Below are 20,855 nucleotides of genomic sequence, written 5' to 3'. Positions count from 1 at the left end.
GGAGGGAGGGCGTGTTTGGTGGGCGCTGAATCGGTTAAATAAAGACCAAGAGATTTACTCTTTCCCAGCAAATGGACCGACCCCTGATTGCAGCGCGATTGATAAGCTGAAAAAGAGCGTGCAACTAGACGATCATTTTTAAAAAGAAGCCTTTTTTGGTTTGCAGGAAGTGACGGCTGCGAAGAACTCCTAATTTTGCACGGGACTTTCTCGATATTGAGACGCTTACTCAAGTGGTCGAAGAACCAGCTTTCTCATGGCGCTACTCCCCCATTAAACACGCAACTCGCCCACCTTAAAAACTCCCCGAGATCCAGATAATAACGTTACCGCCTTGGCGCTCAATCTACTATTCTGGGCCAGTGCTCCCATGGCGCTACCGACTCAATTAGAAAGACCCAAGACCGCCCCTTCCTCAAAAGTGCGCGCAATGACATGAATAAATGCGGATGTATCATTCTGGTTAGCATGTGCACAGCCATCTTCAATTTGGAAGCAAGGCAATCAAATTTGGATTATGTATCCAAAGTTTTCCATGATGGTGCTTACATCCCGAATGCGTATAAGGAATCTGATGTCATTCACCGTTATGGCGAAGGTAACAAAACGGTCGATAGTGCCGGCCTGATTCGAAGAACTTATCGAGATACAGTCACAGGGATGGAAGTAGTAATCACATCTAATCCTGACGTCGCATCGCAGTTTAGAACGGTCGATGAGATTCGCATCTCATCAGACAATACGGATAAAACTGCACCTCGAACGATAGAAATCCTGGAAGGACTGAAACTGAAAGGCGTGGCGATCGGCGAATCCACCTCCAAGGCAATCAAAGCGGCTCAAGATTATGGCACAATGGATACAACGAAAGAGAAAATCAGGGGGCACGAATTCGAACGCGTTTGCGGATTCTCCGAAGGAGGTTCAAACATCTGCTTTTTCTTAAATGGCGATAAAGTGACCGCAATGTCGGTCGGATTTGGACCATGAGCGCCAATTGAAGATCATCGTCATGGTCCGCACGCCACTCCATATGAAAAAAAATACAGCATTTTAGCCCTTCGGACTGACGGCCTAGGTAAATATGGAGTACAGGATCGCAATGTCGAAATTTTTGCTTTTAGGTTGCCTGGCTCTTTTGGTTTCCTGCGGCAGAAACGATCACAAAGTCGATGCAGCCCCCGTTTCAGGAGACGGAAGCTGCAGGAGTTTTGATGTTGATTCCAGCCGCGCGAAGGCCGAAAGCGGCGACCTTTCGGCAATCAGAGGGATGCGCGACTATTACCTGGATTGCGTCTTGCACGACAATGGACCAGAGACCTTGCGCTGGGGGCAATTGGCTGCTGAGAAGGGCGGCAGCCAGGACAAGGAACTCTACGAGAGCCTCAAGATGACATTTATCCCGAGGGAGCAGTTCGGGCTACATGGAGCTAGCCGCTCACCCAATCCCAGCACTCACCCGCACTTCGAATAACCACAATTCAAACAAGTCGCACATCCATCCATGATGACCAACGCCTTGGTATTGCACTTGTGGCACATCGTAGCCGACGGCGGGAAACTCGCGCCGTCGCCGGTGACGGCGATGTCCTCTTCGTGGTCGGCGGTGGAATCCCTGGAGGCCGTACCCTCATCCGCCCTGCGGGCACCTTCTCCCGAAGGAGAAGGAACAGCCGGCTTCACTTCACTGTTTTTTTTTGAGCGTTCTTCGTACTGCTTGCGCTTCTCGGCGATCAGTGCGCGCTGGTGGTCGCTCATTTCCGGGTCGTGCAGCAGACCGATCGACTTCATGTGCTCTTCGACGATGCTGCCCAGTTCGGCGACCAGCGACGGCATGTACACGCCACCGGCCTTGAAGTAGCCGCCCTTGGGGTCGAACACGGCCTTCATCTCGTCGACCAGGAAGGTGACGTCGCCGCCCTTGCGGAACACGGCGGACATGATGCGGGTCAGCGCCACGATCCACTGGAAATGCTCCATGGACTTGGAGTTGACGAAGATTTCGAACGGGCGGCGCAGTTCGTGCTCGGTGCCGGCGTTGAGCACGATGTCGTTGAGGGTCACGTACATGGCGTGTTCCACCAACGGCGACTTGATCTTGTAGGTGCTGCCGATCAGCACGTCCGGGCGCTCGATGCGCTCGTGCATGTGGATGATGTTGTCGGCGGGCGCTTCGGCCTCGGCGGTGGCACGGTCGATCGACGAGGCGGGCACCGCGGCGGCGGCGTCGCGCGCCTTGTCCTCGGGAGTGACGACGGCGTAGCCCTTGATTTTCTGGTCGATCTTGATGGCCATGAGGCGTGCGTTCCTGGAATGCGGAGCGGGACGGGCGTGGGCCCGGCCTCTCTCCCGCGCACGGGAGAGAGGGTGCGACGGGACGGCTTACTTCTTGACGCGGGTGGCCGCGGCCTTCTTGCCGGCAGCCTTGCGCACGGCGGTCTTCTTCACCGCGGCGCTCTTCTTGGCGACCTTGGCGGTGCTCTTCTTGACCGCCTTTGCGGCCTTGCCCACGGCCTTCTTGGCCACGGCCTTGCGCGCGCCCACGGCCTTCTTCACTGCGCTCTTCTTGGCGATCACCGACTTCTTGGTCACGGCCTTCTTGGCGGCGACCTTCTTGACCGCCTTCTTCGGCGCGGCCTTCTTGGCGGTCACTTTCTTGGCCGGGGCCTTCTTGGCGACGGCCTTTTTCGCAACGGCCTTCTTGGCAGCGGCCTTCTTCGCCGGCGCCTTCTTCGCAGCCGCCTTCTTGGCGGTCTTCTTGCCGCCCTTGGTCAGCGCGGCCGCTTCGGCCTGGGCGCTGGCCTTGGCCGCTTCCAGCTTCTTGCGCGCGCTGGCGACGGTCTTCTTGACCGCCTTGCCGGCCTTCTCGGCGCGCTTGGCCACGGCCTTCTCGGCCTTATTCACCGCCTTGCGGGTCTTGGCGACCTGGTCCTGCACGCGCTTCTGCACGTTCTCGGCGGTCTGCTTGACGCTGGCGACAGCCTCGCTGGCGGTGGCGGCGATGGTCTCGCCCACGTTGGTGGCGGTTTCTTTCACGTTCTCGGCGACCTGCGTCAGCGTCGCCGTTACTCCGTTGCCATTGCTCATAAAACCCTCCTCAGGGTGTCAGTGTTTATGTAACGCGGGCGATGCTATACCGATTGCAGCGAAGCGGGGAGCCGGAAACGGCGACACGCGGCGGACGGTGGGGAAGCGTTGGGGAAGTGCGGCGCGCCGCGTTCCAAGGCTCCCACCGCCGCCCTCCCCTCCGCCGGCGCGAAAGGGGAGACGGGACGGCGTCAGAACTTGCCGTAATACCCTTCTTTCAGGGCATCGAACAGGTTGGCGGCGGTGTGCATCTCGCCGTCGTATTCGATCTGTTCGTTGCCCTTGACCTCGACCACGCTGCCGTCTTCCAGCTCGAAACGGTAGGTGGTGTTCTCCAGGTCCGCTTCCTTCACCAGCACGCCCTGGAAGGCGGCCGGGTTGAAGCGGAACGTGGTGCAGCCCTTCAGCCCCTGCTGGTGGGCGTAGCGGTAGATGTCCTTGAACTGCTCGTAGGGATAGTCGGTGGGGACGTTGGCGGTCTTGGAGATGGAGCTGTCCACCCACTTCTGCGCGGCGGCCTGCACGTCCACGTGTTCCTTGGGGTGGATGTCGTCGGCGGCGATGAAGTAGTCCGGCAGGCGCGCGGCGGCGTCCTCGGCGAACGGCATCGCCTTGGCGTTGACCAGGTGGCGGTAGGCCAGCAGCTCGAAGGAGAACACGTCCACCTTCTCCTTGCTCTTCTTGCCCTCGCGGATCACGTTGCGGCTGTAGTGGTGGGCGAAGCTCGGCTCGATGCCGTTGGAGGCATTGTTGGCCAGGCTCAGCGAGATGGTGCCGGTGGGGGCGATGGAGCTGTGGTGGGTGAAGCGCGCGCCCACTTCGGCCAGTTCCTCGACCAGCGCCGGCGCCACCTCGGCGATGCGCTGCATGTAGCGGCTGTACTTGGCGTGCAGCAGCCGGCCCTCGATACGCTCACCGACGCGCCAGCCGTCGCGGGCCATCTCCGGGCGCTGCCGCAGCATCGCCGCGGTGACCTCGAAGGTCTCCTGCATGATCGGCGCCGGGCCCTTCTCCTTGGCCAGCGACAACGCAGTCTCCCAGCCGGCCACGGCCATCTCGCGGGCGATGGACTCGGTGAACTCGCACGAGGCGGCGCTGCCGTACTTCATGCGCAGCATGGTCATGGTCGAACCCAGGCCGAGGAAGCCCATGCCATGGCGGCGCTTGCGCATGATCTCGTCGCGCTGCTGCTGCAGCGGCAGGCCGTTGACCTCGACCACGTTGTCGAGCATGCGGGTGAACACCCGCACCACTTCCTTGTATTCCTCCCAGTCGAAGCGGGCGCGCTCGGTGAACGGCTCGCGCACGAAGGTGGTGAGGTTGATCGAGCCGAGCAGGCAGGCGCCGTACGGCGGCAGCGGCTGCTCGCCACACGGGTTGGTCGCGCGGATGTTCTCGCACCACCAGTTGTTGTTCATTTCGTTGACGCGGTCGATCAGGATGAAGCCCGGCTCGGCGTAGTCGTAGGTGGAGACCATGATCATGTCCCACAGGTGGCGGGCGCGGATGTGCCCGTACACCTTGCACGCGACCAGGCCATCGTCGCGCACGATGTAGTCGGTGTGCGTGGGCCAGTCGCGCCACACCACCGCGCTGGCGTCGGCCAGGTCGATGTCGCCCTCTTCCTTGCGGTTCACCGGGAACACCAGCGGCCAGTCGGCGTCCTGCTCCACCGCCTGCATGAAGCCGTCGGTGATCAGCAGCGACAGGTTGAACTGGCGCAGGCGCCCGTCCTCGCGCTTGGCGCGGATGAAGTCCTTCACGTCCGGGTGGGACACGTCGAAGGTGCCCATCTGCGCGCCGCGGCGGCCACCGGCCGAGGACACGGTGAAGCACATCTTGTCGAAGATATCCATGAACGACATCGGCCCGGAGGTGTAGGCGCCGGCGCCGGCCACGAGCGCGCCGCGCGGGCGCAGCGTGCTGAACTCGTAGCCGATGCCGCAGCCGGCCTTGAGGGTCAACCCGGCCTCGTGGACCTTCTCAAGGATGCCGTCCATCGAGTCGGTGATGGTGCCGGACACGGTGCAGTTGATCGTGCTGGTGGCCGGCTTGTGTTCCTGCGCGCCGGCATTGGAGGTGATGCGCCCGGCCGGGATCGCGCCGCGGCGCAGCGCCCAGGCGAAACGTTCGAACCAGTAGGCACGCTGCTCCTCGCCGACCTCGGCGTCGGCCAGCGCACGGGCCACGCGCAGGTAGGTCCCGTCGATGTCGGCATCCAGCGGCTCGCCCTGCTTGGTCTTGAGCCGATACTTCTTGTCCCAGATGTCCTGCGACGCCGGCTGCATCGGGATGGGGTCGTGCTTGGATCCGGTCTGGACGACTTCCAGGCGCACCGTACTCATTCTGCTGTGTTCTCCTCGAACCTGTCCCGATGGGGCGGATGGGTGGTCATCCGCCGTGAGTCTTGTCTATATCGCACTTGCGCTGCACGGCAGAGACGATCGCGGCAGCGCACGCGGCGGCTGCCCTCGACCGATCGACATTCCCCTGAATTCGTGACCTTCCCTGTCTCCGTCCCGCCATGCACCGCCGAGCGCGCCCCTGGATGTGAAGTCCCGGTGAAGAAAACCCTACGTCTAGTGCTGTACCGATGCGATACCGCTACATGTAGTGGCTGCGGCAGCGTGAACGCTAACGCCGGGCAGGCTCACTGTCAACGTCATCGCGCGGCGGTCACGCACCCTCGATGCGCGGCGCGTGCGGGGCCTCGGCGCAGCCTTGCGCAAGCGGTACCGGACCGCTTTCACTGGCGGTTAAACGCCGCGCGTTCATCTTGATTTACGCGCACGCGCGCCCATCTGCCCCACGTCTCCCGCGCTCCCCGGAAACCCACCCATGCGACCGCTGCCCACGCTGCTGACCCTGACCGCCGCCGCTGCCTTCGGCGGTTTCGCCGCCACCGCGATCAATGCGCAACTGGACAACCGCGCCGAGGCCGCGCCGGTCGCGGCGGCGCCGCCGCTGTCCGGGGCCGCGCGCCTGCCCTCCTCGGTGGCCGGCGAACCGTTGCCATCGCTGGCGCCGATGCTGCAGAAGGTGATGCCGGCGGTGGTGAGCATCAACACCAAGCAGGTGGTGCGGGTGCGCAATCCGTTCTTCAACGACCCGATCCTGCGCCGCCTGTTCCCGGACATTCCGCAGGAGCGCATCAACGAGTCGCTCGGTTCGGGCGTGATCATCGACGCGAAGAACGGCTACGTGCTGACCAATCACCACGTGGTGGAGAACGCCGACGACGTGCAGGTGACCCTGGCCGACGGGCGCAGCTTCAAGGCCGAGTTCATGGGCTCGGACGCGGACACCGACATCGCGCTGATCCGGATCAAGGCCGACAACCTCACCGAGATCCGCCTGGGCGACAGCGACAAGCTGCGCGTGGGCGATTTCGTCGCGGCCATCGGCAATCCGTTCGGCTTCACCCAGACCGTCACCTCCGGCATCGTCTCGGCGATGGGCCGCAACGGCATCCGCGGCCTGGGCTACCAGAACTTCATCCAGACCGACGCCTCGATCAACCCGGGCAACTCCGGCGGCGCGCTGGTGGACCTGCGCGGCGAACTGGTCGGCATCAACACCGCCAGCTTCAACCCGCAGGGCAGCATGGCCGGCAACATCGGCCTGGGCCTGGCGATCCCGTCGAACCTGGCGCGCGCGGTGGTCGACCAGTTGATCAAGAACAACGGGGTGATGATCCGCGGCACCTTCGGCATCGAGACGCAGAACCTGACCACGCAGATGGCACAGGGCCTGGGCCTGTCGGCGCCGCGCGGCGCGCTGGTGACGCGGGTGCTGGCCGGCTCGTCGGCCGCGGCCGCCGGGCTGCAGCCGGGCGACGTGATCACCGGCGCCAACGGCGAGCGCCTGGACAGCGCCGAGGCGCTGCACAACTACGAGGGCCTGCAGCCGGTGGGCAGCACCGTGACCCTGGACGTACGCCGCGATGGCAAGCCGCTGCAGCTCAAGACCACGCTCAAGGAACAGCCACGCGCGGTCAGCGGCGAGTCGCTGGACCCGCGGCTGAGCGGCGCCACCTTCACCGACCTGCCCGAATCGCTGCGCCAGTCCGGCATCTCCGGCGTGTTGATTGGCAACGTGGCGCGCGGCAGCCGCGCGGCGCGCAACGGCCTGGCCGGCGGCGACATCGTGGTGGCCGCCTCGGTCGGCGAGTTCGCCGACTTGGCCAGCTACCGCGCCAATTTCGCGCGCAAGCCGGCGCAGCTGGTGCTGCGCGTGGTCCGCGGCGGCGCGCAGGCCGACTTGGTCATGCAGTAAGCCACGGCACTCAGTCCAGGCGCGCGGCGTAGTCGTCGCGCACGTGCTGGTTGAGGTAGGTGGTGAGGCCGCGCCCGCCGGCCGCCAGGCGCTGCATCTCCATGACGTGGAGCAGGCCGGGATGCTGGCGGTCGTAACGGTAGGTGGCGCCATCGGCAAAACGCAGCACGATCCAGTCCGGGCCGCTGTCGTAGGCCACCACCCCGGCATGGCCGCTTCGGTTGCCGTAGGCGTGCATTGCAGTTCCTCCGGGACTTTAGAGTGGCTGACAGAACGTCGCGAGCAGCCGCCAGGTGGGTGCGGGCGGCGCGGAGGAACCGCAGTGTACGAGTGGTACATGAGGATTCCGAGCACCGTCCGCGCCCACCTGGTAGCTACGCAGTCGTTTTGTTTGCCGCTCTTGGCGGCGCGCCAGCGAACGCCGACACTATGGCCCATCGCCTGTGGCGACGAGCTAACACCCCGTACACCCCACCGATGGTATTGGTGTCGCCCCCGTTCTGCGCAGCGTCCGCAATGGCGGACGGCAGGCCCCCAAACCCCAGAGGAGACATGCCCATGAATGCCAGCCCGACCAATACCGAGAACCTCAAGGACAACCTGAGCGAAGCCGGCGCGCACCTGAAGTCCGCGGCCAGCTATGCCGGCGACGCAATCAAGGGCGCTGCCGGTGCCGCCGGCGAGGAACTGAAGCTGGGCAAGGCCAACGTCAAGGCCGAGCTGTCCGACAGCGCCCTGTCCGGATTGGCGGCCGCCGAGTTCGGCGGCGCGGCGGCGAAGGAGCAGGTGGACGTGCTGCTGGACAAGGGCCGCGACCTGATCGACAGCGCTGCCGAACTGATCCGCGAGCGCCCGCTAGCCTCGTTCGGCGTGGCCTTCGCCACCGGCTGGATCATCGCCAAGCTGGCGCGCAGCGGCGGCGACAAGTAAGCCGCGCGTGAGCGACGAGCAGGCCCGCGCCGACGGCGCCGCGGCGGACGCCGCGGCCGCACCGTCGCTGGAGGACTCCTTCCGCGCGCTCGGCACGGCCGGACGCGAAGGGCTGACCGCCACCCTGGACACCGGCCGCGCGCTGCGCAAGCTGGTGGCCGCGGACTTTGCCCTGGCCCGCGCCGCGCTGGCGCGGGCCTTGGTGTGGCTGACCGTGTCGGTGGCGTTCGGCGCCTCGGCATGGATGCTGCTGATGGGCGCGATGATCGCCTTGCTGCAGCGCATGGGCTGGTCGTGGCTGGCGTCGATCTCGGCGACCGCCGCCTTCAGCCTGGTGGTCACCGCGCTCGGCGCCTGGCAGGCGTTGCGCTACTTCGACATGAGCAAGCTCGACGCCACCCGCCGCCAGTTGGCCAAGTTGGGCATCGGCGGCGACGACGAGGACAGCGACGACGACGTCGCCAAGCGCGAGGCCACGCCATGACCCTGCGGCAGTTGCAGCATCGCATCGCCCGCGCCGAATCGGTGCTGGAAGGACGCCAGGAGCAGGTACGCACGCATTGGACGACCCTGCAGCAGGTCTGGCGCGAAGGCTGGACGCCGTGGCGGATCGTGATCGTGGGCCTCGGCACCGGCTTTCTGGTCGGACGCGCCGAACCAGCCGCGGTGGTCGGCAAGCTCGGCGGCGCGCGCTGGCTGCAGATGCTCAGCGCGGTTTCCAGCCTGATCAATGCCACCACCGCCAAGAGCGCGTCCGACGACGCCGAGCGCGCCTCCGACGACGCAGAAGAAGCCGCGGACACGGCACAGGACGCGGCGGTGGATGCCGCCACCCAGACGCCGCCCGCCACATCGGTTCCCCCATCCGCCGCTCGTCCGCAGCCGGTGCGGCCGTCGACGGCCTCGCGCCCCGGGCACCCCGCCGCCGCGGAAGCGGCGACCGACCTGTCCGAGCGCTAGGGCGCCTGCGGCAGGCACATAGAGCGCCGGTGTAGGAGCGGCTTCAGCCGCGACAGGCGTTCCCGGTAACGCCTGTCGCGGCTGAAGCCGCTCCTACGACGGACTGCGCAGCCGGTGCGATTACGGCGCCGCCACGCCGCGCGCACGCGGCGGCCACGCGGTCTTGATACCGCCCCGGCCACGATCCGGCCTACACTTCGCTTCCGTTCCGATGCCGCTCGGCGCGTGCCCCGCGGCGCGTGCCGCGGCCACCGTCTCGCAGGTCCGATGAGTACAGTTCCCGATCCCGCGGCCGTCGCCGACGACGCGCCGCACGGCGCCCTGCCGCCGCCGCCCGCCCCGCGTCCACGCGGGCCGGTCTCGCTGGTGGTGCTGGCGACGCTGGCAGTCTGCTACACGCTGTGGGCGGCGCAGGACGTGATCCTGCCGATCCTGTTGTCCGCCTTCTTCGCCCTGGTCGGCAACCCGATCCTGCGCGGGCTGCAACGGCTGTACCTGCCGCGCTTCCTGGCCGCACTGCTGGTGCTGCTGTCGGGCATGGCGGTGGCGACGACGCTGACCGTGCAACTGGCCGGCCCTGCCGCCGAGTGGGCGCAGCAGGCGCCGGCGCAGTTGCGTCACCTCGCCACCCAGGTGCGCGACCTGACCAAGCCGATGCAGCAGGCCAACCAGGCCGCGGAGAACTTCGCCCGCGCCGCCGGCGGCGAGAGTGGGCGCCGCGTGCAGGTGATCCGCACGCAGATGGACGATCCGTACAAGGCGCTGGTGCGGACGCCACGGCTGGCCGCCTCGGCGCTGGCGGTGGTGCTGCTGACGTTCTTCTTCATGGTGTTCGGCGAGAACCTGCAACGCCATGCGATCGCGCTGCTGCCCAGTCGCCAGCAACAGAAGTTCACCACCGAGATCCTGCGCTCGATCGAACGCGAGGTCTCGCGCTACGTCCTGACCATCACCGTAATCAATACGCTAGTCGGCCTGGTCTTCGCCGGCATCCTGATCGTGCTGAAGATCCCGCCGCAGGAAGCGTTGCTGTGGGGCACGGTGGTGGCGCTGCTGAACTTCGCCCCGTACGTGGGGCCGCTGATCGGCGCGGTGCTGATGCTGCTGATGGGCTTCGTCGCCTTCCGCGATCCGCTGAGCGCGTCGCTGCCGGCGATCCTGTATCTGGCCCTGCACACCCTGGAAGGCCAGGTGGTGACGCCGATCGTGCTCGGCCGGCGCATGGCCATCTCGCCGCTGATGCTGATCCTGGCGCTGATGCTGTTCGGCTGGCTGTGGGGCATGATCGGCCTGCTGCTGGCGGTGCCGCTGCTGGTCTGCATCAAGATGGTGCTGGCGCGGGTGGAAGGCATGCAGCGCTGGGCGCGGCTGCTGGAGTGAGGCGGGGATTGGGGATTGGGGACTGGCGGAAGCGCGCGTGCTGTCTACCGGGCGTGGGACGCAGGGGTATCAGCGCTTGGCGTAAAATGCGCCGGTGACTTCCATGCCCTCCTTCCCCGTCCGCGCGATCACGCTGGATCTGGACGACACGCTGTGGCCGTTCGCGCCGATCGGCGCGCGCATCGAGCAGGTGCTGCACGACTGGCTGCTGCAGCACAGCCCGGCCACCGCCGCGCGTTTCCCGGTCGCGGCGATGCGGCAGTTGCGCGAAGAGGTGTTCGCCGCGCATCCGCACCTGCACCACGACCTCAGCGAACTGCGCCGGCTGACGCTGCGCCGCGCGCTGCAGGACAGCGGCGCCGACCCGGCCTTGCTGGAACCGGCCTATGCGGTGTTCCATGCCGCACGCAACCAGGTGCAGTGCTATCCCGACAGCATCGCCGCGCTGGAGCGCATCGCCGCGCGCGTGCCGGTGGTGGCGCTGAGCAACGGCAACGCCGACCTGGCCACGATCGGCCTGGACCGGCATTTCGCCTTCCAGCTCAGTGCCCGCGAGCACGGTGCGGCCAAGCCGGACCCGGGCATCTTCCGCGCCGCCTGCGCGCGCCTGGGCCTGCCCTGTGCGCAGGTGCTACACGTGGGCGACCACATCGAGATCGACGTGGTCGGCGCGATGCAGGCCGGCCTGCGCGGTTGCTGGATCAACCGCGACGCACAGGCCTGGCATCCGTCGACCCCGCCCGACCTGCACTTCGACACCCTCACCGGCCTGGCCGACTGGCTGGACGCGACCCAGCCAGCGTTCGCGGCACGCGCATGACCCGCGCCCGTTCGTACTCCGGCCACCTCCCTCTTCCAAGGATCCGCTGATGTCCCTGCCGACCGGCTTCACCGACGCCTCTTCCCACGCGCTGCCGCTGTACGTGCTCGACCGCGACCACCTGGCCGAATGGCGCGCGGCGCAATCGCCGGCCTGGGTGGCGTGGATGGACACCCAGCAGTTCATGGCCGCGCCGGGCAGCGTCCTGCTGCTGCCGGGCGCCGACGGCGTGGCCGCCGCGGTGCTGGGTGTCGGCGATCGCGGCGATGCGTATGCCTATGCGCATGCGCCGTACGCGCTGCCGGCCGGCAGCACCTGGCGGGTGGAGACGGCGCTGGACGCCGATGCGCTGGCGGCGCTGCACCTGGGCTGGGGCCTGGGCAGCTACCGCTTCGCCCGCTACAAGCAGCCGGCGCGGCTGCCGGCGCAGTTGCTGGCCACGCCGCAAGCCGAAGTGCGCGACCTGATCGCCGCCAGCCTGCGCGTGCGCGACTGGGTCAACACGCCGACCGAGCACATGGGGCCGGAGCAACTGGAAGACGCCGCGCGCGCAATCGCGCAGGAGCACGGCGCGCAGTTCGAGAGCATCGTCGGCGATGCGCTGCTGGAGCAGAATTTCCCGGCGATCCACGCGGTCGGCCGCGCCTCGCACCGCGCGCCGCGGTTGCTGGTGCTGCGCTGGGGCGAGGAGGCACACCCGCACGTGGCCCTGGTCGGCAAGGGCGTGTGCTTCGACACCGGCGGCCTGGACCTGAAGCCGGCCGACGGCATGCGCAACATGAAGAAGGACATGGGCGGCGCCGCGCACGCGCTGGCGCTGGCCGGACTGGTGATGGCGCAGCGCCTGCCGCTGCGGCTGACCGTGCTGCTGCCGGCGGTGGAGAACGCGGTCGGCCCGAACGCGTTCCGCCCCGGCGAGGTCATCGCCACCCGCCAGGGCACCAGTGTGGAGATCGACAACACCGACGCCGAAGGCCGCCTGGTGCTGTGCGATGCGCTGGCCTACGCCGGCGAGCAGCGCCCCGATGCGATCCTGGATTTCGCCACCCTGACCGGCGCCGCGCGCATCGCCCTGGGCCCGGACCTGCCGGCGCTGTTCTGCAACGACGACACCCTGGCGCAGGCCTGGATCGCCGCCGGCGAGCGCACCCGCGACCCGGTCTGGCGCATGCCGCTGTGGCGCCCTTATCTGCGCTACCTCACCAGTTCGGTCGCCGACCTGGCCAACGCCGGCTCGCGCATGGCCGGCGCGGTCACCGCCGCCCTGTATCTGGAGCGCTTCGTGCCGGCACGGCAGGCCTGGGCGCATCTGGACGTGTACGCCTGGAACGACAGCGACCGCCCCGGCCGCCCCGCCGTGGGCGAAGCGCTGGCGCTGCGCTCGGCGTACGCCATGCTCAAGGCGCGTTACGCGGGGTAAGCCGCGCGGGAGCGGCAGATGCGCCGGCCGCGTCGTTACAGGAGCGGCTTCAGCCACGACGCGCGGTGGTGTGCGGGCTGATCGCCTTCGGACGCAGTCGGGACTGAAGTCCCTCCCACACTGGACCACCACACCGACCCGAGCCCTTCGTAGGAGCGGCTTCAGCCGCGACGCGCGGTGGTGTGCAGGTTGATCGCCTTCGGACGCAGTCGGGACTGAAGTCCCTCCCACAATACATCACCACACCGACCGGGCCCTCGTAGGAGCGGCTTCAGCCGCGACACGCGGTGGTGTGCAGGTTGATCGCCTTCGGACACTGCCGGGACTGAAGTCCTTTCCACAGTGCAGCCACCAAACCGACCGCGCCCTTGTGGGAGCGGCTTCAGCCGCGACGCGCGGTGGTGTGAGGACCGCTGTCTTCGGACACCGTCGAGCCAGCAGTCCCTCTCACGATGCACCGCCACATCGGTGCGCATGTGGGAACACGACGATGGGAAACCGCCGTTGCGATTCCCCAATCCCCATTCCCCACTCCCCGCTTCAACCCGCCAACGTCTGCAGCGAATCGCGCTCGATACCGGCATAGATGGCGAACTCGTCGTGCACCGTCGCCCCCAGCGCCTGCTCGAACGCAGCGCGGTTGGCGTGCGCGGCATAGGCGCGCTGTTCGCCGCCACCGAGGTTGGACTGGAAGATGCCGGCGGCGCTGACCGGCAGGAAATCCTCGTAGACGATCGGGTCGGCGCTGGCCAGGCCATCGGCGATCAGCGCTTCGGCCGGTTTGCCGGCCAGGGCGGCCGCGCCCGCGGCGCGACCGGCGTCGGTCAGCGCGTAGCGGAAATAGCCCAGGCCCTCGCGGCGCAGGGTGGCGTAGTCGTCGGGGAAATCGGCGAAGGCGGCCTGCAGGCGCGTGGCGTAGTCCGCGCCAGCGCTGCCCTCGGCCGCACGCGCGCGTTCCAGCAACGCGTCGTACAGCGCGCGGCCCTTCGGCGTCAGGGCCAGGCCGCGCTGTTCGATCTCGCCGAACCGCGCGGTGTGGGTGCCGGCCTCGGCGCCGTCCGTGCCGGCGGGGAAGCGCACGGTTTCCTCCAGCGCCTTGAAGCTGGTCTGGCGCAGCAGGATCGGGCAGGCGCGGCGCGGCGGGCCTTCGATCACCGCCTTGGCATCGATGCCGCGGCGCAGCATCTCGGCCTGCGCAGCGTCGATGTCCAGGGTGCGCGGGGTCAGGTGGTTGATGTGCGGGCCATGGAAGCTCACCACGTCGGCGATCAGCTTGTGCGCCTCGCTCAGCGCGCGGTAGGTCGGCAGGCTCACGGTGGCATCGCTGTGCCAGCGGAAGGTCTCCAGCGCCTCGGTGACGAAGCGCTGCGCATCGGGGTCGGCCAGGCCGCCATCGCGTTCGCACTGCGCGATCAGCGCGAGCGCGCCGTCGGTGAAGATGCGCCGCTTGGCGAGGATCTGCGCGGCCTGTTCGCGCAGCGCCGGATCCTCGATCAGCTCCAGCCGCAGCAGCGAGGTGAACACGCGGAACGGATTGCGGGCCAGCGCCGCGGCATCCAGCGGACGGAACGCGGTGGAGTGCACCGGCACGCCGGCCACCGACAGGTCGTAATAGCCGACCGGCGCCATGCCCATCACCGCGAACAGGCGGCGCAGCGTCGCCAGTTCCTCGGCAGTGCCGACACGGATCGCACCATGCCGTTCCTGGTCCAGGCGCGCACGTTCGTCGTTGCGCTGCAGCTGCGCCTCCAGTGCCGGGTCCGCGGCCAGGGTCTGCGCATTGACCTGCGCCACCAGCTCCATCAGCGCGCCGTACAGCGGCACCTCGGTGCGGTACATGTCGGACATGGCCTGCGCGAACAGGCTGCGGATAGCGTCGGGCGAAACGAAGGCGTTGGTCATCGGGCGGTCCGGAGCGGCGGTGGCGCCGGTGGCAGGACCGGCAGAACGCTTATTCTCGCGCCGCGGCGGCGGCACGGCCAGTGTGGGGGAATGGCTGGCGGCGCGTACCGGAGCGGCACGGGAGTGGCCGGCACCGCTGTCTCCTTCTCCCGCCGGGACAACGGCCCCCTTTTTGGGGGAAGGTGCCCCGCAGGGGCGGATGAGGGTACGGGCGAAGCCTCGTGCACCCAAACCGCGTGAGGCGCTGCGCGCCCCGACCCTCACCCCAACCCCTCTCCCGGGGGGAGAGGGGCTGGTACGCGCTGACGTTGATGCACACCGGGGCCTGCCTGCATCCCGCGTCGCCGTGCAGGGCAACGGCAAGTTCGCGCAACGCCATGGGCGCGCGTGCAAGGCGGCCACTGTGTCGTCGTGCTGCACCGCGCTCATTGCGTGCGCGTAGACCCGTCCTGCGGCTGTGCCGCGGCGCGGTCGCGGGCGGCGCGGTCGCCCAGTTGCCGGCGCAGCAGCGCGTCCAGCACGATCGGCCGGTCCCAGTGGTCGTAGCTGGCGACGATGGCATGGCGCAGCGCGCGGTAGGCCAGCGAGCCGGGCGGCGCGTCCAGCCCCGTTGCCACCGCCGCCCAGCCGGCCGGCACGCCGGCGGCTGTGCGTGCGCGCACCACTTCGCGGTACGGACGCCCCGCGACCTTGGCCAGGAACGCGGCGACATAGACATCGCGCGGCGGCCAGCGCCGCTCGCGCAGCAGGACCTCGGCGTAGCCACGCGGCATCTGCGCATAGCGCGCGACCTCGTCGAGGAAGCTGTCGGGATAGCGCGCGGCGTAGCGGTCGATGTCCAGCAGCTGGCGATCGATCCAGGCATCGTCGGTGCCGGGCGCGTCCACCGGTGCGGCGGCGGTGGCTCCGGCGGCAGACGCGCGCGCAGGCGTCGCCGCGCCCTGCGCCACGGCCGGGCCGGCAGTGCACAGGGCGGCGCACAGGAGCAGACCGGCAGAAGGCGAAAATAAGCGCATGCGTCGATTCTGCCGGAGGCGGCCGGCGCTGTCAGCGCGCGTGAATCAGGGAGCCAGCCGGCGGGTGCGCAGCGCGGCTCGGCGGTCTGGCAGCCGGCGCTGTTGGACAGGAGCGTGCCGTCGCGCACCGCAACGCGTTTGCGGCGCAGCGAAGCGAACGAGGAGTTGCATGCGCCTCGACGACTGCCGGCAGCATCGCGTCGGCATGGGATCGTTGCATAGCGATGGTCGCCGCAGCGATCAACCCAGTGCGACAGCAAGCTAAAGAGAGCACGCAGAGCGCAATCGCCCCCTTTTCGTAGAACCGGCTTCAGCAGCGGCCACGGTTCTGCCGGGAAGATCTCGGCACGGCTAATGCTGCTCTCGGGGGCTGTCCTGTAGGAGCGGCTTCAGCCGCGACCGGACTCCATCGCCAAGACCCGGTCGCGGCTGAAGCCGCTCCTACCAGGCGAGATCGGTCCGGACACGTCAATGTCGCTGGACGCGGGACCCGCTCAGGCCTGCGGCAGGCTCGCCGCGTGCCGGTTGAGATCCGCCACCGCCTGCGGCCAGTCCGCGGCTGTGGCCACTTCGCGCAGGCGTGGTTCGTCGGCCGACAGCCCGTGCTCGGCCTCGTGCGCCCAGGTGGTGGTGTACGGCGTGTGGATGCCCCAGCCGCCGAGCGCGATCACCGGCTCCACGTCCGAACGCAGCGAGTTGCCGATCATCACGAAGCGCTCGGCACCGATGCCGAATTCGGACAGCACCTTGGCGTAGGTCTTGGGATCCTTTTCCGACACCACTTCGATCCGCGGGAACAGCTCGCCCAGCCCGGATTGTTCGATCTTGGCCTCCTGGTGGAACAGGTCGCCCTTGGTGATCAGCACGATCTCGAACTCGGCGGCGATCGCCGCCACCGCCTCGCGCACGCCGGCGATCACCTCCACCGGATGCTGCAGGGTGCTGCGGCCGATCTCGACGATGCGCCCGATGTCGCGCGCGGAAATGCGCGCCTCGGTCAGCTCGATCGCCGCCTCGATCATCGAAAGCGTCATGCCCTTCACGCCATAGCCGAACACCGCCAGGTTGCGGCGCTCCACCGCCAGCAGATGCTGCAGGGTGCGGGCGTCGTGCAGGTCCAGATACTGGCCGAGGATGGCTTCGAACGCGGCCTCGGCGTCGCGGTAATAGTCCTCGCTCTTCCACAGGGTGTCGTCGCCGTCGAAACCGACCAGGGCGATGGGAGAGGAGCGCAAAGCGGTAGGCGTCGGCATCATCCGCCAAGCATAGCAGCGCGTTCCGACCCGCAGACGACACGCGCCGCGCCGCCGCACAACGCACGACGGCGGCCATGGGCCGCCGTCGTGGTGGAGGGTCCGGATGCACCGCCATTCGAGGTGGTGCACCGGAAGTTCGGTCCCGGCAAGGCGGTGCGCGTCCTCATCGCCGCGCGACCGCCGCTGCCGGTTCCGCTTCCGTTACTGGCCGCCGTTGCTGTCGCTGCCGGTCGCGGCGCCGCCCTGCTGCTTGGCGACGTAGGCCTTGTATTCGTCCGGGGTCAGCTTGCCGTCGTGATTAGCGTCGGCCTGCGCGAAGATCTGGCTAAGGCCGGCGTTGACCTGCGCCTCCTGCTTGCTGATGGCGCCGTCCTTGTCGGCGTCGACGTCGGCCCAGGTCTGGGCACCGCCCGAGGCCGCGCCGGCCTGTCCGCTCTGGCCGGTGGCGCTGGTGGACGACTGCGTCTGCGCCTGCGCAGCGGCATCGGCCTGCGCGTCCTGGGCGAACGCCGGCAGGGCCAGCGCGGCGGCGAGAATGGCGGCGGTACCGATCAGCGGGGTGCGGGTGCGAATGTTCATGGGTGGATTCTCCTTGGCTCTCGGTGTGGCATTCCGGTTCCGGTCGATTCCGGAACACGGCGCTACCGTGCCGGTCTCAGACTGAATCCATTCCCTGTCGAAATTTGCCGCAAAACGCTTCGTTAACCACGGCGTCCGCGCGGCGCGCTACCGCACTGGTTAGGGATCGGTGAGCACGCGGTAAGGCGCTCATTCGAGACGTTTGGATTGCAGAAAGAAAACGTCTGTTTCAGCGTGTTTCGTGACCGCCGTCGCCGGCGTTTTCGGTTGAACGCGCCCTGAATACGATCCACGCCAAGGCCACGCCGGAGAGTGCGCCGGCCACTTCCAGCACCACGCGCGAGCCCAGTTCGTCCGGATCGTGGATGCTGGACAGGGCGATGCGCGCGTACAGCGGCGACTCCAGGCGCACGATGCTGGTGTAGAACAGGTTCCAGCAGTCGATGCCGGCCGATACCGCCACCGCGATCAGGCAGGCGCCGCCCAGTTGCTGGCCCTCGGACCAGCCCAGCCTCCGGCCCAGCCACTGCCACAGCGCATACACCAGGAAACCGACCGCCAAGGCGATCAGCCCGGCTTCCAGCGAGCCCAGCAGGCCGAAGTGCAGCGGCAGGTTCATCGGGTGTCCTCGGTCGGCAAGGCCGCAAGTCTAGAGGGTGTTGCGGGTCGCCGTGCAGGCGATCGGCGAGCGCGTGCAGCACTGCCGGCCACAGGCGCCGGCAAAGCGCCCCCGGGTGCCGCCCAGCGGATCAACCGTCGTTTTCGGCGATCGCGCTCACCACCGGCGCGCCGTCCTCGTCCCAGCGCACCGTCATCAGCATCGGCTTGCAGCACACCTGGCAGTCCTCGACGTACTGCTGCACGTCCACCGACGGATCCAGCGCGACATCGATCCATTCGCCGCAGTAAGGGCATTGCAGGTCGACGAACTGGTGCGTGCCGGTCATGAGTGGTCCGTGGCGAAGGCGCGGAGGCGCTAGCGCACCGGCACGTCGAAGGCGACGCCGGGGCTGGGCTCGGGCTGGAAGGTGTAGTGCCACCATTCCATCGGGTAGTTGACGAAGCCGCGCGCCGCCATCGCCTTCAACAGTTGCTGACGATGCGCGCGCTGGGTGGCGTCGATGGCCGGCGTGTCGGTGTGCGCGCTGGGATCGAAGAAATCGAAGCCGGTGCCCATGTCCAGCGCGCGGCAGGCGCCCTGGCGACAGTCCAGCAGGCCCAGGTCGACAGTGGCGCCACGGCTGTGGCCGGAATGCTCGGCGATGTAGTCGCCGAGCAGCACGCTTTTTTCCAGCTTCGGGTAGTAGCGCGCCTTGGCGACCTGATCCTGCGGATCGCGCGCCCAGGCGACGAAGGCGCGCACCGAACGCTGCGGCCGGTAGCAGTCGAACACCTGCAGGCGGTAGCCCTTGGCCTGCAGGTCGCGTTGCACCTGCGCCAAGGCCTGCGCGGCAGGCGCCAGCAGATAGCACTTGGGCGCCTCGTAGCCCGGCACCGGACGCCCGGTGAAGTTGTCGTGGCCGGCGTAGCGGATGTCCATCGCGATGTCCGGCGCGAGCGTGTGCACATCGACCAGTCCCGCTTGCGCCGGCGTGGTCGCCGGCGAGGTGGTCGGTTCCGCGGCGAGCGCGAAAGGCGCGACGACGAGCGCGAATGCCAGGCTCAGCGCACGCAAGGAGCGCGAGGAGCAATGGCGGCGGGAGCGGCGGTCATGCGGCATGTGCGCAGCATAGGCCATGGCCGTCGCCGCTGTCCCGTCGCGCGATACGCGATCTGGGAACCGCGCGATGCCCGGCGGCCACCGGCACGTGCCGATGACCGCCGGGCGCGGCGTGCCTCAGCGCCCGGGAGCCTGTGCCTGGGTCTGGGTGCGCTGCTGGTCCTGCACCTGCCGCTCCTGGGCCTGGCGCCGGGTCTCGGCCGCCAGTTGCTGCTGGCTCTGTTCCAGCGGCACGGTCGCCGCCTGCTGGCGGTCGACATAGGCGCGATGCACATCGTGCGCATTCTCCGGATTGCGCTGCACCGCGATCATGCCGCGGCCATCGGTGCTGGCGACCAGATCATCGATCCGCGACATGCCGCTGACCTTGGCCTCGAACGCCAACTGCCCGGCCGCACGCTGCATGGATTCGCGGTCGCCGTAGCCACCGTTGCGCCCCTGCTTTTCCAACTGCGCTACCGCCTGGTCGAACAGCGGGCTGTCGCGCCGCAGCTGCTCCACGCCCTGCTGCCGCTGCACGCTGCGGTCGATCGCGCCCAGCGTCTCCGGACCGGCCTTGCCGTCCACGCCCTTCAGGTGCTGGTCGCGCTGGAACTTCTCCACCGCCGCTTCGGTCTTGGGGCCGTAGGTGCCGATCGCATCCTTGGCCTCCAGGTAGCCGAGCGTGGCCAGCTTCTCCTGCAATCCCTTCACCGCCTCGCCCTGCGCATTGCGCGCCAGCACGCCGCCGTGCGCGGCCGGCTCACGATGATTGTCCTGCGGCTTCGGCGCAGTGTGCGGGTCGCGCTGCTCGCCGGGCTTGGCCACGGTCTTGCCGAGGTCGGCCAGCTTGAGCAGATCGGCCTTCTCGTTCTCGGCGCGGTTCTCCAGCGAGTCCAGGGTCTTCTGCTTGTGCACGCGCGGGAACAGCTCCTTGACGTGCTCGGCCTTGTAGTCCTGCACCGCGCTGACGATCTCCTTGTCGGAAATCTTGGACAGATCCGCCTGCTTGCCGAACTTCTCTTCCATCGCGCGCAGGAACACGCCCGAGCCGCCCGGCTTCTTGTCGCTGCCGGGGCCGTACTGAACCGCGGTGCTCCACATCGCATCCTGCACCGCCGGGCCGCGGTCGGACAGGTCCATGCCCTTGTCCTTGAGCCGGTCGACCAGTTTGTCGAAGTGGGTGCGCTTGATGTAGTCGTGCTGTTCCTGGCCGAAGGTGGCGTCGGTCTTGGCCAGTTCCTTCCACTTGGCGCTGAATGCCTCCGAGCCCGGCTTGAGGCCGGCGAAGTCATCGCTGTACTTGCTGTCCTTGACGAACGCGGCGACGGTGCCGCCGTTGATGACCTTGCCCTCACGGGTCGTCGTCTGCGAGGTCATCTGGTACGAGCCGTAGGACACGCCGCCCGGGTCGTCGACGCCGGAGGACACGGTCGACGCGCCGCGGCCGCCGGTCTCGTAGTGCTTGGAGGTCTGGCCCAGTTCCCAATCCTTGTCGCTCATTGCGATCTCCTTGTCTGGACGCGCGGCG

At 67.8% G+C, this 20,855-nt stretch carries 21 protein-coding genes and 1 other RNA gene; 9 read left to right on the top strand and 13 right to left on the bottom strand.

Going from position 1 to position 20,855, the window contains the following annotated elements; all coding sequences use genetic code 11:
- Positions 1 to 510 precede the first annotated feature (510 nt).
- Positions 511 to 990: a hypothetical protein gene (locus tag ACP93_RS21675; RefSeq protein ID WP_131721585.1), complete on the top strand. Its 480-nt coding sequence runs from the start codon at positions 511 to 513 to the stop codon at positions 988 to 990.
- 112 nt (positions 991 to 1,102) lie between these two features.
- Positions 1,103 to 1,474, top strand: a complete 372-nt coding sequence (locus ACP93_RS21670; RefSeq protein WP_131721584.1) for a hypothetical protein — start codon at positions 1,103 to 1,105, stop codon at positions 1,472 to 1,474.
- Here the strand turns inward: ACP93_RS21670 and ACP93_RS04785 are convergent.
- The 3 genes from ACP93_RS04785 to ACP93_RS04775 all read right to left on the bottom strand — a co-directional run bounded on the left by ACP93_RS04785 (position 1,456) and on the right by ACP93_RS04775 (position 5,432).
- Positions 1,456 to 2,295 (bottom strand): TSCPD domain-containing protein, encoded by an 840-nt coding sequence (locus ACP93_RS04785; RefSeq protein ID WP_048489626.1) that lies wholly within the window; start codon positions 2,293 to 2,295, stop codon positions 1,456 to 1,458. The two genes, ACP93_RS21670 and ACP93_RS04785, sit on opposite strands and share 19 nt — an antisense overlap.
- An 87-nt stretch (positions 2,296 to 2,382) precedes the next feature.
- Entirely contained in the window at positions 2,383 to 3,087 is a 705-nt protein-coding gene (locus ACP93_RS04780; protein ID WP_048489625.1) for a hypothetical protein, read from the bottom strand.
- Positions 3,088 to 3,278: 191 nt separating this feature from the next.
- The gene (locus ACP93_RS04775) at positions 3,279 to 5,432 is read right to left on the bottom strand and encodes an adenosylcobalamin-dependent ribonucleoside-diphosphate reductase (RefSeq protein ID WP_048489624.1); all 2,154 of its coding nucleotides are present in this window, start codon (positions 5,430 to 5,432) and stop codon (positions 3,279 to 3,281) included.
- Positions 5,433 to 5,925: 493 nt separating this feature from the next.
- Between ACP93_RS04775 and ACP93_RS04770 the strand changes: the two genes are divergently transcribed.
- Positions 5,926 to 7,362, top strand: a complete 1,437-nt coding sequence (locus ACP93_RS04770) for a Do family serine endopeptidase (RefSeq protein WP_048489623.1) — start codon at positions 5,926 to 5,928, stop codon at positions 7,360 to 7,362.
- A gap of 10 nt (positions 7,363 to 7,372) precedes the next feature.
- Here ACP93_RS04770 and ACP93_RS04765 read toward each other — a convergent pair whose 3' ends face one another.
- Together ACP93_RS04765 and ACP93_RS21020 are read right to left on the bottom strand one after the other, a co-directional pair.
- Complete coding sequence (locus ACP93_RS04765) at positions 7,373 to 7,600, bottom strand: hypothetical protein (protein ID WP_048489622.1); 228 nt, start codon at positions 7,598 to 7,600, stop codon at positions 7,373 to 7,375.
- Between the two features lie 25 nt (positions 7,601 to 7,625).
- A non-coding RNA gene (locus tag ACP93_RS21020) (sX9 sRNA) lies at positions 7,626 to 7,701 on the bottom strand.
- A 219-nt stretch (positions 7,702 to 7,920) separates the two neighbouring features.
- Between ACP93_RS21020 and ACP93_RS04760 the strand changes: the two genes are divergently transcribed.
- The 6 genes from ACP93_RS04760 (at position 7,921) to ACP93_RS04735 (ending at position 12,872) form a co-directional block, all read left to right on the top strand.
- Positions 7,921 to 8,292: a hypothetical protein gene (locus tag ACP93_RS04760; RefSeq protein WP_010340149.1), complete on the top strand. Its 372-nt coding sequence runs from the start codon at positions 7,921 to 7,923 to the stop codon at positions 8,290 to 8,292.
- Between the two features lie 7 nt (positions 8,293 to 8,299).
- On the top strand, positions 8,300 to 8,776 hold the full coding sequence (locus tag ACP93_RS04755) for a hypothetical protein (protein WP_048489621.1): 477 nt from the start codon (positions 8,300 to 8,302) through the stop codon (positions 8,774 to 8,776).
- Complete coding sequence (locus ACP93_RS21460; protein WP_048489620.1) at positions 8,773 to 9,252, top strand: hypothetical protein; 480 nt, start codon at positions 8,773 to 8,775, stop codon at positions 9,250 to 9,252. The genes ACP93_RS04755 and ACP93_RS21460 overlap by 4 nt, the downstream gene beginning before the upstream one ends.
- A gap of 267 nt (positions 9,253 to 9,519) precedes the next feature.
- Positions 9,520 to 10,632, top strand: coding sequence for an AI-2E family transporter (locus ACP93_RS04745; RefSeq protein WP_048489619.1), 1,113 nt, complete (start codon positions 9,520 to 9,522; stop codon positions 10,630 to 10,632).
- Between the two features lie 103 nt (positions 10,633 to 10,735).
- Entirely contained in the window at positions 10,736 to 11,452 is a 717-nt protein-coding gene (locus tag ACP93_RS04740) for an HAD family hydrolase (RefSeq protein WP_048489618.1), read from the top strand.
- A 49-nt stretch (positions 11,453 to 11,501) separates the two neighbouring features.
- On the top strand, positions 11,502 to 12,872 hold the full coding sequence (locus ACP93_RS04735) for a leucyl aminopeptidase family protein (RefSeq protein WP_048489617.1): 1,371 nt from the start codon (positions 11,502 to 11,504) through the stop codon (positions 12,870 to 12,872).
- A gap of 540 nt (positions 12,873 to 13,412) precedes the next feature.
- On the opposite strand, the gene ACP93_RS04730 is transcribed toward ACP93_RS04735, so the two are convergent.
- The 8 genes from ACP93_RS04730 to ACP93_RS04695 form a co-directional block, all read right to left on the bottom strand.
- Entirely contained in the window at positions 13,413 to 14,774 is a 1,362-nt protein-coding gene (locus ACP93_RS04730) for a 2-oxoadipate dioxygenase/decarboxylase HglS (RefSeq protein WP_048489705.1), read from the bottom strand.
- Positions 14,775 to 15,199: 425 nt separating this feature from the next.
- Positions 15,200 to 15,790, bottom strand: coding sequence for a hypothetical protein (locus ACP93_RS04725; RefSeq protein WP_048489616.1), 591 nt, complete (start codon positions 15,788 to 15,790; stop codon positions 15,200 to 15,202).
- Positions 15,791 to 16,284: 494 nt separating this feature from the next.
- Positions 16,285 to 17,043: an HAD family hydrolase gene (locus tag ACP93_RS04720; protein ID WP_048489704.1), complete on the bottom strand. Its 759-nt coding sequence runs from the start codon at positions 17,041 to 17,043 to the stop codon at positions 16,285 to 16,287.
- 204 nt (positions 17,044 to 17,247) lie between these two features.
- Positions 17,248 to 17,625 carry an EF-hand domain-containing protein gene (locus ACP93_RS04715; RefSeq protein ID WP_048489615.1) on the bottom strand — a complete coding sequence of 126 codons (378 nt, stop codon included), beginning with the start codon at positions 17,623 to 17,625 and terminating at the stop codon, positions 17,248 to 17,250.
- Between the two features lie 229 nt (positions 17,626 to 17,854).
- Positions 17,855 to 18,244: a membrane protein gene (locus ACP93_RS04710; RefSeq protein ID WP_048489614.1), complete on the bottom strand. Its 390-nt coding sequence runs from the start codon at positions 18,242 to 18,244 to the stop codon at positions 17,855 to 17,857.
- 130 nt (positions 18,245 to 18,374) lie between these two features.
- Positions 18,375 to 18,572 carry a CPXCG motif-containing cysteine-rich protein gene (locus ACP93_RS04705; protein WP_048489613.1) on the bottom strand — a complete coding sequence of 66 codons (198 nt, stop codon included), beginning with the start codon at positions 18,570 to 18,572 and terminating at the stop codon, positions 18,375 to 18,377.
- 29 nt (positions 18,573 to 18,601) lie between these two features.
- Positions 18,602 to 19,345, bottom strand: coding sequence for a M15 family metallopeptidase (locus ACP93_RS04700; RefSeq protein ID WP_048489703.1), 744 nt, complete (start codon positions 19,343 to 19,345; stop codon positions 18,602 to 18,604).
- A 117-nt stretch (positions 19,346 to 19,462) separates the two neighbouring features.
- Positions 19,463 to 20,827, bottom strand: coding sequence for a peptidoglycan-binding protein (locus tag ACP93_RS04695; RefSeq protein WP_048489612.1), 1,365 nt, complete (start codon positions 20,825 to 20,827; stop codon positions 19,463 to 19,465).
- Positions 20,828 to 20,855 lie beyond the last annotated feature (28 nt).

The sequence above is a fragment of the Xanthomonas sp. NCPPB 1128 genome (assembly GCF_001043115.1).
Taxonomy (GTDB): domain Bacteria; phylum Pseudomonadota; class Gammaproteobacteria; order Xanthomonadales; family Xanthomonadaceae; genus Xanthomonas_A.
The sequence above is the reverse complement of the archived record's forward strand: the minus strand, read 5'-3'. Positions and strand labels throughout refer to the sequence as shown.

Coding starts and splice junctions, on each gene's coding strand:
- ACP93_RS21670 (WP_131721584.1), top strand. CDS start 1,103: ATGTCGAAATTTTTGCTTTTAGGTTGCCTGGCTCTTTTGGTTTCCTGC.
- ACP93_RS04785 (WP_048489626.1), bottom strand. CDS start 2,295: ATGGCCATCAAGATCGACCAGAAAATCAAGGGCTACGCCGTCGTCACT.
- ACP93_RS04780 (WP_048489625.1), bottom strand. CDS start 3,087: ATGAGCAATGGCAACGGAGTAACGGCGACGCTGACGCAGGTCGCCGAG.
- ACP93_RS04775 (WP_048489624.1), bottom strand. CDS start 5,432: ATGAGTACGGTGCGCCTGGAAGTCGTCCAGACCGGATCCAAGCACGAC.
- ACP93_RS04770 (WP_048489623.1), top strand. CDS start 5,926: ATGCGACCGCTGCCCACGCTGCTGACCCTGACCGCCGCCGCTGCCTTC.
- ACP93_RS04765 (WP_048489622.1), bottom strand. CDS start 7,600: ATGCACGCCTACGGCAACCGAAGCGGCCATGCCGGGGTGGTGGCCTAC.
- ACP93_RS04760 (WP_010340149.1), top strand. CDS start 7,921: ATGAATGCCAGCCCGACCAATACCGAGAACCTCAAGGACAACCTGAGC.
- ACP93_RS21460 (WP_048489620.1), top strand. CDS start 8,773: ATGACCCTGCGGCAGTTGCAGCATCGCATCGCCCGCGCCGAATCGGTG.
- ACP93_RS04745 (WP_048489619.1), top strand. CDS start 9,520: ATGAGTACAGTTCCCGATCCCGCGGCCGTCGCCGACGACGCGCCGCAC.
- ACP93_RS04740 (WP_048489618.1), top strand. CDS start 10,736: ATGCCCTCCTTCCCCGTCCGCGCGATCACGCTGGATCTGGACGACACG.
- ACP93_RS04735 (WP_048489617.1), top strand. CDS start 11,502: ATGTCCCTGCCGACCGGCTTCACCGACGCCTCTTCCCACGCGCTGCCG.
- ACP93_RS04730 (WP_048489705.1), bottom strand. CDS start 14,774: ATGACCAACGCCTTCGTTTCGCCCGACGCTATCCGCAGCCTGTTCGCG.
- ACP93_RS04725 (WP_048489616.1), bottom strand. CDS start 15,790: ATGCGCTTATTTTCGCCTTCTGCCGGTCTGCTCCTGTGCGCCGCCCTG.
- ACP93_RS04720 (WP_048489704.1), bottom strand. CDS start 17,043: ATGCCGACGCCTACCGCTTTGCGCTCCTCTCCCATCGCCCTGGTCGGT.
- ACP93_RS04715 (WP_048489615.1), bottom strand. CDS start 17,625: ATGAACATTCGCACCCGCACCCCGCTGATCGGTACCGCCGCCATTCTC.
- ACP93_RS04710 (WP_048489614.1), bottom strand. CDS start 18,244: ATGAACCTGCCGCTGCACTTCGGCCTGCTGGGCTCGCTGGAAGCCGGG.
- ACP93_RS04705 (WP_048489613.1), bottom strand. CDS start 18,572: ATGACCGGCACGCACCAGTTCGTCGACCTGCAATGCCCTTACTGCGGC.
- ACP93_RS04700 (WP_048489703.1), bottom strand. CDS start 19,345: ATGCCGCATGACCGCCGCTCCCGCCGCCATTGCTCCTCGCGCTCCTTG.
- ACP93_RS04695 (WP_048489612.1), bottom strand. CDS start 20,827: ATGAGCGACAAGGATTGGGAACTGGGCCAGACCTCCAAGCACTACGAG.